The organism is Neptuniibacter sp. 1_MG-2023, from assembly GCF_030547185.1.
In the GTDB taxonomy this organism is placed as follows: Bacteria; Pseudomonadota; Gammaproteobacteria; order Pseudomonadales; family Balneatricaceae; genus Neptuniibacter.
In genome coordinates, this window is the sequence record NZ_JAUOQR010000001.1 from 371,208 (window position 1) to 388,572 (window position 17,365).

Annotated in this window: 13 protein-coding genes and 1 pseudogene; 11 read left to right on the plus strand and 3 right to left on the minus strand. The window is 42.2% G+C overall.

Annotation, left to right across the window (positions count from 1 at the left end; all coding sequences use genetic code 11):
• Window positions 1-105: 105 nt before the first annotated feature.
• The 6 genes and pseudogenes from Q4492_RS01705 to nirD all read left to right on the plus strand — a co-directional run bounded on the left by Q4492_RS01705 (window position 106) and on the right by nirD (window position 8,022).
• Entirely contained in the window at window positions 106-1,485 is a 1,380-nt protein-coding gene (locus tag Q4492_RS01705) for a CmpA/NrtA family ABC transporter substrate-binding protein (RefSeq protein ID WP_303415529.1), read from the plus strand.
• An 83-nt stretch (window positions 1,486-1,568) separates the two neighbouring features.
• Window positions 1,569-2,534 carry an ABC transporter permease gene (locus Q4492_RS01710; RefSeq protein ID WP_303415726.1) on the plus strand — a complete coding sequence of 322 codons (966 nt, stop codon included), beginning with the start codon at window positions 1,569-1,571 and terminating at the stop codon, window positions 2,532-2,534.
• 29 nt (window positions 2,535-2,563) lie between these two features.
• The gene (locus tag Q4492_RS01715) at window positions 2,564-3,454 is read left to right on the plus strand and encodes an ABC transporter ATP-binding protein (RefSeq protein ID WP_303415530.1); all 891 of its coding nucleotides are present in this window, start codon (window positions 2,564-2,566) and stop codon (window positions 3,452-3,454) included.
• A 431-nt stretch (window positions 3,455-3,885) separates the two neighbouring features.
• Window positions 3,886-5,019: pseudogene (locus tag Q4492_RS01720) on the plus strand (NAD(P)/FAD-dependent oxidoreductase); the annotation flags it as partial.
• A 102-nt stretch (window positions 5,020-5,121) separates the two neighbouring features.
• Complete coding sequence (gene nirB / locus Q4492_RS01725; protein WP_303415727.1) at window positions 5,122-7,644, plus strand: nitrite reductase large subunit NirB; 2,523 nt, start codon at window positions 5,122-5,124, stop codon at window positions 7,642-7,644.
• 30 nt (window positions 7,645-7,674) lie between these two features.
• Entirely contained in the window at window positions 7,675-8,022 is a 348-nt protein-coding gene (gene nirD, locus Q4492_RS01730) for a nitrite reductase small subunit NirD (RefSeq protein ID WP_303415531.1), read from the plus strand.
• A 171-nt stretch (window positions 8,023-8,193) separates the two neighbouring features.
• Here the strand turns inward: nirD and Q4492_RS01735 are convergent, their stop codons facing one another.
• Together Q4492_RS01735 and Q4492_RS01740 are read right to left on the minus strand one after the other, a co-directional pair.
• On the minus strand, window positions 8,194-9,363 hold the full coding sequence (locus Q4492_RS01735; RefSeq protein WP_303415532.1) for a response regulator: 1,170 nt from the start codon (window positions 9,361-9,363) through the stop codon (window positions 8,194-8,196).
• A 108-nt stretch (window positions 9,364-9,471) separates the two neighbouring features.
• Window positions 9,472-9,996, minus strand: a complete 525-nt coding sequence (locus Q4492_RS01740) for a DUF1285 domain-containing protein (protein ID WP_368389428.1) — start codon at window positions 9,994-9,996, stop codon at window positions 9,472-9,474.
• A gap of 182 nt (window positions 9,997-10,178) precedes the next feature.
• On the opposite strand from Q4492_RS01740, the gene Q4492_RS01745 reads away from it, so the two are divergent.
• The 5 genes from Q4492_RS01745 (at window position 10,179) to Q4492_RS01765 (ending at window position 16,551) form a co-directional block, all read left to right on the plus strand.
• Entirely contained in the window at window positions 10,179-11,132 is a 954-nt protein-coding gene (locus tag Q4492_RS01745; RefSeq protein WP_303415534.1) for a methylenetetrahydrofolate reductase, read from the plus strand.
• A gap of 171 nt (window positions 11,133-11,303) precedes the next feature.
• Window positions 11,304-12,095 carry a TetR/AcrR family transcriptional regulator gene (locus Q4492_RS01750; protein WP_303415535.1) on the plus strand — a complete coding sequence of 264 codons (792 nt, stop codon included), beginning with the start codon at window positions 11,304-11,306 and terminating at the stop codon, window positions 12,093-12,095.
• 134 nt (window positions 12,096-12,229) lie between these two features.
• The gene (locus tag Q4492_RS01755) at window positions 12,230-14,581 is read left to right on the plus strand and encodes an RND family transporter (protein WP_303415536.1); all 2,352 of its coding nucleotides are present in this window, start codon (window positions 12,230-12,232) and stop codon (window positions 14,579-14,581) included.
• Window positions 14,556-15,353, plus strand: a complete 798-nt coding sequence (locus tag Q4492_RS01760; protein WP_303415537.1) for an outer membrane lipoprotein-sorting protein — start codon at window positions 14,556-14,558, stop codon at window positions 15,351-15,353. The genes Q4492_RS01755 and Q4492_RS01760 overlap by 26 nt, the downstream gene beginning before the upstream one ends.
• Before the next feature lies 1 nt (window position 15,354).
• Window positions 15,355-16,551 carry a hypothetical protein gene (locus Q4492_RS01765; protein ID WP_303415538.1) on the plus strand — a complete coding sequence of 399 codons (1,197 nt, stop codon included), beginning with the start codon at window positions 15,355-15,357 and terminating at the stop codon, window positions 16,549-16,551.
• Between the two features lie 16 nt (window positions 16,552-16,567).
• Here the strand turns inward: Q4492_RS01765 and Q4492_RS01770 are convergent, their stop codons facing one another.
• A complete protein-coding gene (locus Q4492_RS01770) occupies window positions 16,568-17,323 on the minus strand; it encodes a retropepsin-like aspartic protease (RefSeq protein ID WP_303415539.1) in 756 nt (251 codons plus the stop codon).
• Window positions 17,324-17,365: the final 42 nt, after the last annotated feature.

Below are 17,365 nucleotides of genomic sequence, written 5' to 3' on the forward strand. Positions count from 1 at the left end.
CCTAAAAACCCGACAGTTTATTTTATGGCAAAGGCGCCTTAACGAATCACGAATTTGTGGTTACGTTAGGCGCCTTTTTGTTTTTCAAGATTGGAGAAGCGATCCATGCTTAATAAGAAAACGGCTCTACTCAGCAAAATCATCAGTAGTACGGTTTTGGCCGCCGCCTTGATTACTACCCCTGCATGGGCAGTAACAGGCGAGCCCGAAAAAGAAGACCTTAAATTTGGTTTTATTAAGTTAACGGATATGGCGCCTTTGGCGATCGCTTACGAAAAAGGCTTCTTTGAAGATGAAGGCCTATACGTAACACTAGAAGCCCAAGCTAATTGGAAGGTTCTTTTAGACCGCGTTATTGATGGAGAACTTGATGGCGCCCATATGCTTGCAGGCCAACCTTTAGGCGCAACAATAGGGTTTGGTACTCAGTCCCACATTATTACTGCATTCAGCATGGATCTAAATGGTAACGCTATCACTGTATCCAATGACATTTGGGATCAGATGAAACAGTACGTACCTAAAGGGCCTGATGGAAAACCTGTTCATCCAATTAAAGCAGACGCCTTAAAGCCAATTGTTGAAAAATATAAAGATGAAGGTAAACCTTTCAACATGGGTATGGTGTTCCCTGTTTCTACCCATAACTATGAACTACGTTATTGGTTAGCGGCAGGCGGTATTCACCCTGGTTATTACGCGCCTCATAACGGTGATACATCAGGCACAATCGATGCAGATGCGCTTTTATCCGTGACTCCGCCACCTCAAATGCCTGCAACAATGGAAGCAGGCACTATCTATGGTTACTGTGTTGGCGAACCTTGGAATCAGCAAGCCGTGTTTAAAGGTATTGGTGTTCCAGTCGTAACCGATTATGAGATCTGGAAAAACAACCCAGAGAAAGTTTTCGGGGTATCTAAAACATGGGCGGACGAAAACCCTAATACCCATATCCGTGTTGTTAAAGCGATGATTCGTGCCGCTAAATGGTTAGATGACAACAATAATGCTAACCGCCCAGAAGCGGTGAAGATTTTATCAAAATCTGATTATGTCGGTGCGGATTACGATGTTATCGCTAACTCAATGACGGGTACTTTTGAGTACGAAAAAGGCGATAAACGTGAAGTGCCTGATTTCAACGTATTCTTCCGCTATAACGCAACTTACCCATACTACTCTGATGCGATCTGGTACTTAACTCAGATGCGTCGCTGGGGTCAAATTGCTGAACCTAAATCAGATCAGTGGTTTATGGACATAGCTAAAAAAGTATATCGCCCAGATATCTATGCAGTTGCTGCCAAAGAGCTTATCGAAGAAGGGAAAATGACAACTGATATGTTCCCTGACTTTGTCTCCGAAGATGGCTACAAAGCACCACAGACACACTTTATCGACAACATCACCTTTGATGGCAAACAACCAAACGCATACCTAGAAAAATTCTCAATCGGTCTGAAGCCAGATCAGAAACTTTGATCTAACAATAAAGGCCCCTCCCCTAAACGGGAGGGGCTACAGATCAACGAGAGGAATACATTATGAGTAATATTTTAGCCACCATGGGTCTTAGTCGCTTTATTGAGAACCCTAAAACAAATTTCAGTCAGTTGGGAAAGTCTTTACTTATACCTCTTATTGGCCTGTTAATTTTCTTGTTTATTTGGGAGATCGGCGCAAAAAACGTTCACACATCTTTGGGTACATTCCCAGGCCCTGCGGCGGTCTACCAGCAATCCCTAACATTAATAGAAGAGCATAAAGCTGAACGCATAAAAGAGGTCAAATTCTACGAACGCCAAGATGTGCGCAACGAGAAAAAATTGGCTAAAAACCCTGATGCTAAAATAAAAGTGCGCCCATATACAGGCAAACCCACGTTTTTTGATCAGATCATTACAAGCCTTATTACCGTATTAGCTGGCTTTGTGATCGCTTCACTTATCGCCATACCTGCGGGCATACTTATAGGTTTAAATAGTACACTCTATTCAGCGTTTAATCCGCTCATCCAGCTATTCAAACCAGTGTCGCCCCTTGCTTGGCTACCCTTAGTAACAATGATTGTAAGTGCGGTTTATGTCAGCAAAGATCCAATGTTTGCTAAATCATTTATTACCTCATTGATCACTGTATCTCTTTGTAGCTTATGGCCAACACTGTTGAATACAGCAGTGGGCGTATCATCAATAAGTAAAGATCTACAAAACGTATCACAAGTACTCCGTCTTAACTGGTTCACTCATATTGTTAAGATCGTCCTACCATCAGCCATTCCAATGATGTTTACCGGATTACGTTTATCCCTTGGTATCGCTTGGATGGTATTAATCGCAGCAGAAATGCTGGCTCAAAACCCTGGACTAGGTAAGTTTGTCTGGGATGAATTCCAAAACGGTAGCTCCAACTCTCTTGGTCGTATTATGGTCGCCGTACTCGTTATTGGATTTATCGGATTCCTATTAGACCGTTGCATGTTGTTTCTACAGCGCAAAATGTCTTGGGACAAAACAGTAGTACTTCGTTAATTAGTGGTCTTAGAAAAAGGATAATTATCATGAGTCAGCCTCCTCAGCATTTAGAGCTAACTAAAGTCGATATAGACTTCCCTACACCTAATGGCCCTTTTAAAGCGCTTCAGGATATTAATCTGACGATTAACAAAGGGGAGTTTGTCTCTTTGATCGGTCACTCAGGTTGCGGTAAATCGACTGTATTGAATATAGTAGCCGGCCTCTATCAAGCCACCAATGGCGGCTGCCTACTCGATGGAAAAGAGGTAAACGCTCCAGGTCCAGAACGAGCGGTTGTATTTCAAAACCACTCATTACTGCCTTGGTTAACGGCCTATGAAAATGTCGAGCTTGCCGTAAAACAAGTATTTGGCAAATCAAAAAGCAAAGCCGAAATGCGCGAATGGATAGAACATAATCTATCACTTGTTCATATGGATCACGCAATGGACAAGCGCCCAGATGAGATATCAGGTGGTATGAAGCAGCGTGTAGGTATTGCACGTGCGTTAGCAATGGAGCCTACCGTTATGTTGATGGATGAGCCCTTTGGTGCCTTAGACGCCCTAACAAGAGCCCACCTGCAAGATTCCTTAATGGAGATCCAAAAAGACCTGAATAACACCGTAATTATGATTACCCATGATGTCGACGAAGCTGTATTACTTTCTGATCGCATCGTTATGATGACCAATGGTCCAGCCGCGACAGTAGGTGAGATCTTACATATAGATCTGCCCCGTCCTCGCGATCGCATCGCCTTAGCCGATGACCCTCAATATAACCACTATCGTCACGAAGTACTGACCTTTCTTTATGAAAAACAACGGACTCCTGATAGCGGTCTTAGCAGTAAAAAAAAGGATGAGGCAACGCTTAAAGTAGCCACTGGTGAGCACAAACCAAAAGCAAAGGGCGAAGATAAAGCCGCCTAGTTACTAACAGCACTTTATAATAGGCGTTCTACACCCTTCCCGATTGCATAGGGAAAGGTATGAACGCCTATTTATCTTCTACAAGCACTAACCTGAACGACCAATCACAGCCCATCTAGACCCAAACCATCTCGACACCTCTATCACTCCCAACAATCGCACCAAAACCGCTCACCACCAGCCTAATCCGCATCAAAACAAAGCCAGATTGCTGAATTAAAACCTAGCAATACTGATTTAAAAAAACTTAACACATTGAAAAATAATAGATAAAAATAAATGGCACACTAAATGCTTTTATAAAAGCATGTAACAAATATTAATGTATTTGTTATCTACAACAAGCTCTGAGAACAAAGGCGTTCTACATCAACATGCTCATACATGTTGAATGTGAACGCCTTTTTTTATTTTTGGGATTTAGGATTTTTATGAAAAAACGTTTGGTCATCATTGGAAACGGAATGGCAACAGGCCGGTTACTGCAACGCTTATTTGAGCGTGCAGAGCACTCGCTTGATGTAACTGTTTTTGGTGAAGAGCCGGGCGGTAGCTATAACCGTGTTTTGCTATCCAACTTACTCAGCGGTGAACTGGATAAAGATAAAGTGATCACCCTACCCACAGAGTGGTACGCAGAACATGGTGTGAAATTACACAGCCAAGATCCCGCTATACAGATTGATCGCGCTAATAAATTAATCATTAGCGAGCAAGGCGTCCAAGTAGATTACGATCTACTGGTTATTGCGACCGGCTCATACCCAACCCCTCTGCCTGTTGAGGGCGCACATCTAAACGGGGTTATGAGCTTTAGAACATTTAAAGATGTTGAGCAGATGCAACGTATTGCCAAAGAAAAGAAACGTGCCGTTGTTATTGGCGGTGGTTTCTTAGGCCTTGAAGCGGCAGAAGGCCTACGTGTGCAAGGTATGGATGTAACGCTTCTTCACCGTGGCAAGTACCTACTAGATCATCAACTGGACGAAACCGCCGGAAAAATGTTGCAAAACGCGCTTGAAGAGCGAGGCCTAAAATTCCGCCTTAAAGCTAACACTCAAGCGATCCAAGGCAATGATTCGGTAGAGTCGGTAGCACTAGCCACAGGCGAAACTCTACCCGCCGACCTTGTAGTCACCGCTATAGGTGTAACACCGAATAAGGCATTAGCCGAAACAGCAGGACTTGATTACCAGCGCGGTATATTGGTCGATGCCCAAATGCGCACTAAAGATTCATCTATTTATGCGTTAGGGGAGTGCTGCCAGTTTGAATCATTCACTTATGGTTTAGTCGCCCCTATCTGGCAGCAGGCGGATATTCTTGTCTCTAGCCTTCTCAACGAAACCAAATTTTATCAAGAAGCACCGGTGGCGACTCAGTTAAAAATCAGCGGTGTGGACCTTTTTTCATGTGGTTCGCTTCAGGATTCTCCTGAGACAGAAACACTGACTTATCACGATATTCAACACAATGAATACAGAAAACTTTGGCTGAAAGATAACCGAATAGTCGGCGCCGTTTTATACGGTGATGTCCGTGAGGGGCAGTGGTATTTCGATCAGCTAAAACAAAACATCGATTTGAGTGCGAACAGACAACAACTGCTATTTGGCAGTCCGTTCTGCTCTCAAGACACTCAAACACAAGACATGGGTATATCTTCTATGACTACTTCAACGGACTCAAACAAAAAGCAGTTGGTCGTTATCGGTAACGGTATGGTGGGCCACCACTTTATTGAAAACTTTGTCGCTAACGAAGTTGCAGGCGAATATGAAATTCATATATTGGCCGAAGAATCACGTGCAGCTTACGACCGCGTCCACCTTTCAGAGTACTTTGGTGATTCAACCTACCAAGACCTCTGCCTAGTAGAAGATAACTTTTATGAAACACATGGCGTGCAGCTTCACTTAAGCGAAGGTGCTACGCAGATCGATCGCGATACAAAGCAGGTGATCACCGAGCAAGCTAGCTATCCCTATGACAAGCTAGTACTCGCTACCGGTTCATACCCTTTTGTCCCCCCCATTCCGGGAAATGATGGTGATGCCTGCTTTGTTTATCGCACCTTGGAAGATTTAGATAAAATCCAAGAGTGTGCAAAAGCGGCCTCCGTCGGCGTTGTTGTTGGTGGTGGTTTACTGGGGCTAGAAGCGGCTAACGCGCTTAAATCTCTAGGTTTAAAAGCCCATGTTGTTGAGTTTGCTCCGCGCTTAATGCCAGTACAGCTAGACGAAGATGGTGGCGAGCTTTTAAAGAAAAAAATAGAAGCCTTAGATGTAGACGTTCATTGCAATAAAGCAACTTCCGAAATTGTCCCAGGTGAAGAGCATACCTACCGTATGAACTTCAGTGATGGCACTTTCTTAGAAACAGACCTAATCCTATTCTCTGCGGGTATCCGTCCTCAAGACGCCCTAGCTCGTAGTAGCGCTCTAGCAATTGGCGAGCGCGGTGGCATCATTGTTGACAACTACTGCCAAACTTCTGATAAAAACATTTATGCCGTCGGCGAATGTGCATTATGGAACAATCAAATCTTTGGTTTAGTGGCGCCCGGTTATACTATGGCGAAAACAGCTGTTGCAGCCATTGTCGGCGATTTAGAAAACGAGGCTACATTTACCGGCGCGGATATGAGCACTAAGCTTAAACTTCTCGGCGTAGATGTTGGCTCTATTGGCGATGCGCATGGTAAAACGCCAGGCAGCATTAGCTACCGTTATTTAGATGAAGACACACAGGTTTACTACCGTATCGTTGTATCTGAAGATCGTAAAAAACTGCTCGGTGCTGTTTTAGTAGGTGACAACAGTAAATACGATACGCTGATTCAATATGCACTCAATGGCATAGATCTACCAGACAAACCGCAAGCTCTTATCCTACCATCATTAGACGGATCGTCAGCGCCCGTACTAGGCCCCGATGCTTTGCCTGACACAGCAACCATTTGCTCATGTCTAAATGTTACTAAAGGCCAAATCTGTTGCTCCATAGATGACGGCGCTATGAGCGTTGCCGATGTTAAAGAGGTTACCAAAGCAGCATCAGGTTGTGGTGGTTGCGCAGCGATGTTGAAAACCATCGTTGACCATGAATTAGAAAAACGGGGTGTAGAGGTATGTACAGATCTCTGTGAACACTTTGCCTACACCCGCGAAGAGCTTTACCACATTATTCGTGTTGAAGGGATTCGTAGCTTCTCCGATCTACTTGCCAAGCATGGTAAAGGTTTAGGTTGTGAAATATGTAAACCAACGGCCGGTTCTATTCTCGCATCTTGCTGGAACGAACATGTATTGGATGAGCCCCATGTAGGCTTACAAGACACCAATGATCGCTTCATGGCCAATATACAAAAAGATGGCACTTACTCTATTGTCCCCCGTATCGCCGGTGGTGAGATTACGCCTGACAAACTAATCGTATTAGGCCAAGTCGGTAAAAAATACAACTTATACACCAAGATTACGGGTGGACAACGTGTTGACCTATTTGGTGCAAAATTGCATGAACTTCCACTTATCTGGAAAGAGTTAATTGATGCGGGTTTTGAAACCGGTCATGCCTACGGCAAGTCTCTTCGTACAGTTAAATCTTGTGTCGGTAGTACTTGGTGTCGTTTCGGTGTGAAGGACAGCGCAAGCATGGCGATCGAGCTTGAGAATCGCTACAAGGGCTTACGCTCTCCCCATAAGATCAAATTTGCTGTTTCTGGTTGTACCCGTGAATGCGCAGAGGCACAAAGCAAAGATATTGGTGTTATCGCTACGGAAAATGGCTGGAACCTTTATGTTTGCGGTAATGGAGGCATGAAACCTCGCCACGGGGATCTATTTGCTACCGACCTAGATGATGAAACTCTCGTTAAATATATCGACCGGGTTCTAATGTTCTACGTAAAAACAGCCGACCGCCTACAGCGCACATCCGTATGGATGGAAAACTTAGAAGGTGGCTTGGATTATCTCAAAGAAGTGGTTCTAAACGATAAGTTAAATATTACTACAGAGCTAGAAGCCCAGATGCAGCATGTTGTAGATACTTATCAGTGTGAGTGGAAAACCACACTTGAAGATGAAGAGAAACTAAAACAGTTTAGAACTCTTGTGAATACAGAAGAACAAACTGACCCACAAATTGTGCACATTATCGAGCGCAATCAAGTTAGACCCGCTTAATTAAGTACGCTGAAAATAGAGGACAAAGTTATGACAACGAATCCAAATACAGAATGGCTCAAACTCTGTAACAAAAGCGACTTAGTACCTAATACAGGTGTTGCTGCTTTATACCAAGACCAACAGATCGCTATCTTCTATATTCCTGAATATAAAGAGGAAGTCTTTGCCATAGGCAACCAAGATCCATTTAGTGGTGCCAATGTATTAGCTCGTGGCTTAGTCGGCGATATAAAGGGAGAGCTTATGGTGGCATCACCTCTATATAAGCAACATTTCTCTTTAAATACTGGTAGCTGCTTAGAAGATACAGAGATTAAAGTACCCGTTTGGCCTATACGCTTACAAGGTGAGAGTGTAGAGATTATGCAATCATAAACGTGATTTTTGTACACAAGGATGTGTAACTGCGCTCTACAATAAGCTGAAATTTAAGATTAAGTAATAGAATCTGATTAACTAGATTGCCATTACTCCATTGTACTAACTACAACTCCATCCGAGTTTTTGCCGCAGGTTTTACCCTGCGGTTTTTTTATAACCACAAGATTAAGATGATTTAGCTTCGAGTTTAATCGCTTCTAAGTTATGACCCATTTTAAAGAGCAGCATATCTTTATCTACTGGTTTTAACATGACCTCATGTACACCCTGCTTCATCGCTTCTCGAGCATTTTGGGTGTCACCCGGTTTAGCCAAGACCATAATCCGAGTATGACTCATCTCAGGATCTTGCTTTATCTGATCAATAACAAATAACGCACTCATATCTGGCAGCGTTAAATCCAGCAAGATAATATCCGGCTTCCAATTCTTTAATAACTTCATTGTATGAATTGCACTACCTGATATCTGAGCTTTATATCCAGCGTCCTCTAAAATCATTTTAATTTTATCGCGCTCTTCAACTTCATCTTCTAGCAAAAGGATATTGCTATCATCAAAGACGATAGGATTATCTTTTTCAGCGTCTAAACGTGCTTTTTTCTGTTTCGCTTCTTCAGCAACAGCATTTAATTTACTTTGCATCTGCCCATTAGCACTTTTCTGATGCACACCCACTTCCTGTATATGCTCTTTAGCGTGCGTATCAATCAGGCTGCTAATATTTTGGCGGGATTGTTCCGTAATATTGCCATCATCAATGATTTTATCTTTCATATGCTTCATTGAATAAGAGACAAGCTCCATCAATTTAGCGTAGTTATCTTCATTGAGATCAGCTATTTCACTATCACAGTTAATGATCTGATCAAAATATCCACATAAATTTTCGACACTACAATCTCCAGACCCTAAAAGGCCTCTATCATCTCTTTCTGTCATTTCACGACGTATAAATCGCAAGCGGAGTAATAGATGGTAAGGATCGTAAAGAGGCCGAATAATAAAGTAATCATCAAAAACATCTTTGTTACAGATGCCAAACGCTTCTTTCAGTTCATCCCTACTGCAAAAAACCATTTTCTTAAAAATAATCTTATCTACATCCTGTTTAGCGCTGAGAAGATGTAGATAAAACACTTCATTCTTTTGAATTCCGTCAAGGCCTAAAAGAAGCACATCGATCTGATGCTTAGCAATAAGACGAAGGGCTTCCTCTTCGGTAGAAGCTGTATAGAAGCGAGGAAAATGCCTTTTAACCATATTACAAAGAGATTTAATCTCTTCTGTTGAATTAATAATTAAAAGCACAGAAAACCTTTTTCCTGAACTCATCTACTCATCCCCTGGCGGCACATACGTCATATTGATCCCTTAAGTTTAATACAATCTGAAAAAATTTCTTTAAAATCACTTAATTAAGTTACTTTATAAATCAAAAAATTAACGGAATGAACCTAAAGCAAACTCAATACCTTGGCTAGTCACGACTAATGTTGTTTCTCCCGCCCTTATAACCTCCTGAGCTTTATCCACCAGCTCATAAAAAACATTACGATGTAATAGCCCCTTCATACCAAATCGCACATGAATATAAGGTGAAGGCTCACCTGTTTCAGGGCACTGCTCAACCCACAGTTTATGCTCAGCCCCCACAGTCACAACATCATCCGTTACACTCTTAAAGATCAGCTCGGTCCCTTTATTCCCCTCTTTTTGCTCAACAGAGATGAAAAGAAAAGGAGCGTCTTCTACCTCAATCCCAACTTTTTCTACCGGTGTTTTAAGAAAGTACTTACCCTCCTCCATCCATAGCACTTTAGAAAATAGTTTGACCATCGCTGGGCGACCTATCGGTGTCCCCATATAAAACCAACGACCATCTCGGGCAATACGCATATCAATATCACCGCAGAACGTAGGGTTCCAGCGCTCTAACGGTGGAATTTCATCTGACGCACCCTCAATAGTCTTGCTTACTTTTACTAAATCAAAATTAGTATCCGACAAATACTTGCTCCATTTAAATCTGTTATTAAATTTACTCATCACTATTAGAAAAACTTTCATGCTCTTAGCTAACTACATGAAAATGATTAATTGTTAGAATAGCCAGCAATTAAAGCTTAGTGATAAAAGTAAAAAATACCATGAAACAGGATTTAAGAAGCAAGTTTGCTGATACTAGTCGCGGAGTTTATCTCTTTGGCACCACTCCACCTAAAGCGACAACAACTGATGAGGCAGCATCAGAGATCGCAGACAAATTACTTAATCGTCTTCAGCATGTGGAATTTGACGGTCTGATTGTTTATGACATTCAAGATGAAAGTAGTCGCATTGATATACCTAGACCCTTTCCATATATGCGCACCTTAGATCCACTTGCCTATTCAAAGCTATTGCGTGAAAAAGCAGAAAAACCTGTTATCACTTATAAAAGCGTCTCGCAGCGAGATAAAAGCACTTTTATTAAATGGCTCGATAGCGCTTGGAATACCTATGGTGTACGCGATACCGTATTGGTTGGCAGCCCATCCTCTGAAGGGGAGATACAACTCAGCTTAAATGATGCTTACGCTGCCATCTCAGAACATCCTGCTAACTTCCAGCTAGGTGGCGTTACTATTGCAGAACGCCATGCCGTAAAAGGAAATGAGCATGAACGTTTAATAAATAAATCAGCAAACGGCTGTGAGTTTTTTGTTTCGCAAGCGGTTTACAACGCGCAAGCAACCATTGATATGCTAAGCAGCTATGCGCGTAAATGTCGTCAAGATAATATAACGCCGAAACGAGTTATTCTCACATTCACCCCATGCGGAAGCGCTAAAACACTAGAATTTATGGAGTGGCTAGGTATTTCTGTACCTGAAGCAACTAAATTCCGCATTATTGATGCTGAAAACCCATTACAGGAATCAACCCAAATCTGCCGTAATAATTTGGAGCAGATATTAGAAGCGGTAATGCCACTTAATATTCCCATCGGTTTAAATATTGAAAGTTTAACTAACCGAAAAGAGGAAATTGATGCATCTATTCGTTTATTTAAGCTACTTAAATCCATAGTGGATCTAAAACTAGCTGAAGCTAATTTATAACCCTTTCTCTCCCATCTTGTTCCGACTGCCTTCGTTTATACCTAAGCGAGGCAGTCCAGTGAACTGATAATACCCTTCCATTTACAGCTAAGACGGCTAAATAACAGCTCATCCGCCGCTTCAGAACAACTTATAAGATAGTTTGTTGCATTTTTAATCCTTGAAAAAAATATGCATCCGATATATTTTGACGATTCGTCAATTATCGAAAAAGATCAAATGAGCCCCAAGAATACTCACGACAGTGCATTAAAAGCGCGCGAAGAAAATATCATGAATACTGCCTTAGAGATGATGGCATCTAAAGGCGTGGCGGGGCTAACCATGGATAAGCTAGCGGCTAAAGTTCCCTATTCAAAAGGCACTATCTATAACCACTTTACCTGTAAAGAAGATCTACTAACGGCCTTATGTAACCGCAGCATCCAAAATCTATATGATCTTTTCTGCCACGCAATGTCATTCAATGGTTCTAGCCGGGAAAAGATTCTTGCCATAGGCTATGCCTACATGCTCCATTCACTACTAAGTCCCACCGAGTTTATGCTGGTTATTTCCGCTAAAACCCCCTCTATCTTTGAAAAATCTTCTGAAAAACGGCGCGAAGAACATCTAATACTTGAAGGCAAACTACTCGATAGTCTTTTACAGGTTATATCAGAAGGTCTCAGCAACGGTGAGTTTAAGCTGCAAAATCATTTAAGTCCGGCCCAAGTGGCCTTCTCCCTCTGGTCTATGTGCTTTGGGACAATTGTTCTATTACATGAAAGTTTAGACCGCTGTAGCGTTCGAACTGAAATGAAGCTAGAAAGAGAATTAATTAACCATTCAAATTTGCTACTAGATGGTTTGAACTGGAAGCCCTATACACAAGAACATGACTGGGCTGAAACCATTCAAAAATATAAAACCGAACTGTATCCAAATGAAGTGCGGCAGTTAAAGTTACAGCAAACAAGTTAAGACAACAGAAAACGATGTACTCATCGTTTTTTTAAAACTCAGAAATGACGTTTCGTCATTATGAATAATTAAAATAACCTTAAAGTTGCCAATCAGAGCAACATAACCCTGATAAGGGAAACTGGAGAAGGAAAATGAAAGACCGTATTTTCCGATTTGTGCTGGATCATCCAGTCTGGGTCATCTTACTCACTATGCTGTTCGTATTTGGTTCTGCCTATGGTGCTAAAAACTTAGTCTTTAAAAGCGACTATAGAGTGTTTTTTAGTGAGGAAAACCCTCAGCTAACTGCATTCGAATCGATGCAAAAGATCTACAGTAAAAGCGATAATGTTGCGTTTATCATCTCACCTAATGATGGCCAAGTGTTTACACCTAAAACACTTAAAGCAATTCAAGAGCTAACCACTGAATCTTGGCAAGTGCCCTTCTCTACCCGTGTTGATTCAATTACTAACTTTCAGCATACATGGTCTGAAGAAGACGATATGTTTGTGGAAGATCTAGTATTAGATGCTGAGACGGTAACCGATGCGGATATGCCCCGTCTCAAAGAGATTGCGATTAATGAACCACTCTTACTCCACAAACTTATCTCACCACAAGCTCATGTCACTTTAGTTAATGTGACTGTACAACTACCAGGCATTAATCCTGTAGAAGAGATCCCACAAGTTGTCTCCAAAATACGGGAGATGCAAGCTCAATTTATTGAAAAAAATCCAGATATTAGCGTTCGCTTATCCGGCATGGTGATGATGAATAACAGCTTTGCTGAATCTTCCTTAAGCGATAATGCGGTGCTAGTGCCTATTATGTTTGCTGTTGTACTACTAGGGATGATCTTTTTGCTACGTACCTTCAGCGGTACATTTGCTACTGTAATAATCATCATCTTCACTATAGTTTCAACTATGGGATTAGCGGGACACACGGGCTTCTTCTTAACAGGCCCTTCTTCAACAACTCCCATTATGGTTCTCACATTAGCGGTGGCGGATTGCATCCATATCTTGACCACTATGTTCTATGAGATGCGCCAAGGTGTTGAAAAAAGAAAAGCTATACTCGACAGTCTGCGTATAAACTTCCAACCTATATTTCTAACCAGTGTCACAACAGCGATAGGCTTCCTAAGTTTAAACTTCTCCGACTCTCCACCCTTTCGAGATCTAGGTAATATGGTAGCGGCCGGCGTAATGCTTGCGTTTATTTTTTCCATAACCTTATTCCCTGCGATGTTAAGTTTGTTACCCCTGCGTGTGAAAGCGACGAAGGACGGTAAGCATGACTTTATGCACCGATTTGCGGGTTTTGTAGTTAAGAACCGTAAAGTTCTACTGCCAGGCATGTCCGCTATTATGATCAGCGTGATCGTCTTTATGCCGCAAAACACCCTAAATGATGATTTTGTTAAATACTTTGATACCAGCGTACCATTTAGACAAGCCACAGATTACATGCAAGAAAATATATCTGGCCTGTCCACTATGGAGATCTCTATTGAAACCGGCGAAGCTAGTGGTATCAATGACCCTAAGTTTCTTCAAGCAGTAGGTGACTTAACCGAATGGCTGCGTACACAATCTGAAACAGACCATGTCAGCTCACTGTCAGACATTATAAAACGCCTTAATAAAAACATGCATGGCGATGACCCTAGCTATTACACTCTCCCCGGAGACCGCGAGCTATCCGCACAATATTTACTACTGTATGAGATGTCATTGCCGTACGGATTAGATCTTAATAACCAATTGAATGTAGATAAGTCATCCGCTCGCGTTATAGCCACTTTTCGTAACTTAACCAGTACAGAACAAATTGAAATTGAAGAGCGTATCTACAGCTGGTTTACAGACAATGCTCCAGACTATCAAGTAGAAATTGCCAGCCCTAACTTAATGTTTGCCCATATCGGACAACGCAATATCAAAAGCATGCTGCTCGGTACAACGGTTGCTTTGATCTTAATCTCCCTCATTTTAGGGTTCGCTTTAAAGTCCATAAAATTTGGCCTGATCAGCCTTATTCCCAATATTGCTCCCGCAGCGATGGGGTTCGGCATTTGGTACTTTATTGATGGCCAAATTGGTTTAGCCTTATCTGTAGTCGCCGGTATGACATTAGGGATTATTGTCGATGATACCGTTCACTTTTTAAGTAAATACCTACATGCCCGTCGCGATCGAAATAAAGACCCTAAAGCCGCTGTAGAGTATGCATTTGCCAGTGTAGGCCGGGCATTATGGGTCACTACTTTTGTGCTGGTGGCTGGCTTTATGGTACTCGCCCAATCTAGCTTTAAATTAAATGCAGATATGGGTTTACTCACAGCCATTACTATTCTTATCGCACTAATTGTAGATTTCTTATTCCTACCGGCTTTATTAATGAAGCTGGATAAAAATGATCATCCAACCACCGAAAATACTAGCAACCCTGCTGAAGGAGACAACAATGATTGTGTTAAAAAAATCGCTTAATTCGTTAGTCGTATTAGGCCTAATGACGGCACCATTGATCGCTTCAGCAGAAACCGCTGAAGAGAAAGGCACCCGCATCGCGGTAGAAGCAAAAGCAAGCGATAAAGGTTGGCAAGATATGCAAACCAGCATGAATATGATCCTTCGCAACAAGCAAGGCCAGGAGAGTGTCCGTGATATTCGCCTTAAATCACTAGAAATTGAAAACGATGGTGACAAAAGTTTATCGGTTTTTGACAAACCAAAAGATGTGAAAGGTACAGCGTTCCTCAGTTTCTCCCATGCGGTAGGTGCTGATGAGCAGTGGTTATATCTACCTAAATTAAAGCGTGTTAAACGTATCGCCTCACGTAACAAGTCCGGCCCGTTTATGGGCTCTGAGTTCTCCTACGAAGATTTATCATCATTCGAAGTAGAGAAATACACCTATAAATTTTTACGTGATGAGGCCTGTGAAGGGGGCACTTGCTATGTTGTTGAACAGTACCCTGTTGATAAAAACTCAGGTTATACACGCCGTATCGCTTGGTTAGATCAAACAGAATATCGTCCTTGGAAGATTGAATTCTTTGATCGTAAAGACTCACTTTTAAAAACTCTCACTTACCATGAGTACAATGAGTACGAAGGTAAGCATTGGCGTCCTAACCTAATGAAAATGGTTAACCATCAATCGGGGAAAAGCACAGATTTAACCTATAGCGATTACACCTTTAAAACAGGCTTAGGCGAAAACGATTTCAATAAAAACACCCTTAAACGGGCGCGTTAAGATGAACAGTAAAAGATTACTGCTAGCGGCGGGGCTGATAACCGCCCTACCCGCTCAAGCCGAAACATATTATGAGATGTCGGGCAAAATAACGGCAGAAGCACGTTACTTTACTCAAGATGCGCAATTCCAAAATCAGGATTATAGCTCCAACCTCTCTTTCACTGTAGAGCCCGAGTTCTATTGGGAGTGGAATGATGGCATAGACAATCTTACCTTCACCCCCTATCTTCGTGTCGACGAGAACGATAACGAACGTACTCACGGCGATATACGCGAGCTGAGTTGGATCCATATTGGTGAAGATTGGGAACTACGCACAGGCCTACGCAAAGTATTTTGGGGTGTTACTGAGTTTCAGCACTTAGTGGATGTTATAAACCAAACCGATAGCGTAGAAGATTTTGATGGCGAAGATAAACTAGGCCAACAGATGATTAACCTCTCCCTCGTCAGAGACTGGGGTATTGTCGATCTTTATCTATTACCAGGTTTTAGAGAAAGAACTTTTGTCGGTGAAGATGGCAGAGTTCGCTCAGGTATTGTTGTCAACAGAGACCTTGCCAGCTACGAATCCTCAGCAGGCGAGCATCATTTAGACACCGCTATACGCTGGAGCCACACCTTAGGCGACTTTGATCTAGGTGCTTACTGGTTCCACGGAACCAATCGTGACCCAAAATTTCTACTCAAGAACAGTGAAGGTACAACCTACCTAGCGCCCTATTATGAGCAGATGGATCAAATAGGATTTGATCTACAAGCCACTATAGATAGCTGGCTATGGAAACTAGAAACCATTAACCGTGATACTAGTAGCGAAAACTACTGGGCTGCCCAAGGTGGATTTGAGTATACCTTTTACGGCATCCAAGAGAGTGCCGCTGATCTCGGCGTATTAATGGAATATGGTTGGGATGAGCGTGGAGAAGATGCCGATGCTGCGGGACAAAACGATCTGTTTTTAGGCGCACGCTTAACACTCAACGATGCAAGTAGTACCGAAATGCTTGCGGGCATTAGCCACGACTTTGACTATCACAGCCATAGCCTCATCATTGAAGCGAGTCGTCGATATGGTGATAACTGGAAACTAAGTTTAGATGGACGCTTTTTTAGTAGCAACGACCCTCTGGATCTAAGCTACAGCATTAAGCAAGACGATCACCTGCAATTAACGATTGAACGTTATTTCTAATAAATACTCGTTAGTATTACTCTGAAGCAGCGGTTTCATTCAGAAGCCGCTCCTCTAGTTTATCTAACTCCAACAGATCACCTTGTAGTTTTTGATACTTAACTGGTGCCCAAATAATCTGTTGATTCTCTCTATCTAACTCATACTGCGCGTTATATAGGAAGTCCATACCTAGTAAACCATGGCTACCGCCTGAATTCCCTTGATAATCGATAACCGCCGCAGACACATGGGGAATTTGATAGGGTCCTATATCAACTCGATCAAAGTTGACCCGTTGCGTTTGCACAATACCGCCATCAGCAACGCGAGCCGCACCAGCATCAATCAATTGCGCACCCAATGAACCAATAGCAGATTTATGTACAACGGTGAATGACGCGCCCGTATCCATCACTAAATTAAGTATGACTGAGCGTGCGCCATAAACAAACTTAATCGGTAACTGAATACGGTTAGAGTGAAAGGTAAAGGGGGTAACCCACTTTTTCATCGCCTCTTTTATTCTCGAGCGCTCAGTAGTGATTTTAAGCTGTAGCTTTTTAATATCCCTTTCTTTCGATAACTGCTGCAATGCTTGACTCGATAGGCGATCTTTTGTTTCATCCCGAGCGTCTAGCTGATCTCTATATTTGGCTGGCACCTTGGAAAGTCGATCTACATAGACATTACGGCCTGAATCATCTTTGTACTGATAGATTTTTGCATCACTAAGCGTAGGTATAAATAAAAGTAAAAGCAGTACAGATCGTTTATTCAACAGGCCAAACATGGAGTCCACCTCGTTGTAACTCTAGTATCACTACAGATTATG

Excerpts from the sequence above, each read along its gene's own strand:
- Q4492_RS01705 (WP_303415529.1), top strand. The coding sequence starts at position 106 with ATGCTTAATAAGAAAACGGCTCTACTCAGCAAAATCATCAGTAGTACG.
- nirB (WP_303415727.1), top strand. The coding sequence starts at position 5,122 with ATGACTACTTCAACGGACTCAAACAAAAAGCAGTTGGTCGTTATCGGT.
- Q4492_RS01760 (WP_303415537.1), top strand. The coding sequence starts at position 14,556 with ATGATTGTGTTAAAAAAATCGCTTAATTCGTTAGTCGTATTAGGCCTA.
- Q4492_RS01735 (WP_303415532.1), bottom strand. The coding sequence starts at position 9,363 with ATGAGTTCAGGAAAAAGGTTTTCTGTGCTTTTAATTATTAATTCAACA.
- Q4492_RS01750 (WP_303415535.1), top strand. The coding sequence starts at position 11,304 with ATGCATCCGATATATTTTGACGATTCGTCAATTATCGAAAAAGATCAA.
- Q4492_RS01715 (WP_303415530.1), top strand. The coding sequence starts at position 2,564 with ATGAGTCAGCCTCCTCAGCATTTAGAGCTAACTAAAGTCGATATAGAC.
- Q4492_RS01755 (WP_303415536.1), top strand. The coding sequence starts at position 12,230 with ATGAAAGACCGTATTTTCCGATTTGTGCTGGATCATCCAGTCTGGGTC.
- nirD (WP_303415531.1), top strand. The coding sequence starts at position 7,675 with ATGACAACGAATCCAAATACAGAATGGCTCAAACTCTGTAACAAAAGC.
- Q4492_RS01770 (WP_303415539.1), bottom strand. The coding sequence starts at position 17,323 with ATGTTTGGCCTGTTGAATAAACGATCTGTACTGCTTTTACTTTTATTT.
- Q4492_RS01745 (WP_303415534.1), top strand. The coding sequence starts at position 10,179 with ATGAAACAGGATTTAAGAAGCAAGTTTGCTGATACTAGTCGCGGAGTT.
- Q4492_RS01710 (WP_303415726.1), top strand. The coding sequence starts at position 1,569 with ATGGGTCTTAGTCGCTTTATTGAGAACCCTAAAACAAATTTCAGTCAG.
- Q4492_RS01765 (WP_303415538.1), top strand. The coding sequence starts at position 15,355 with ATGAACAGTAAAAGATTACTGCTAGCGGCGGGGCTGATAACCGCCCTA.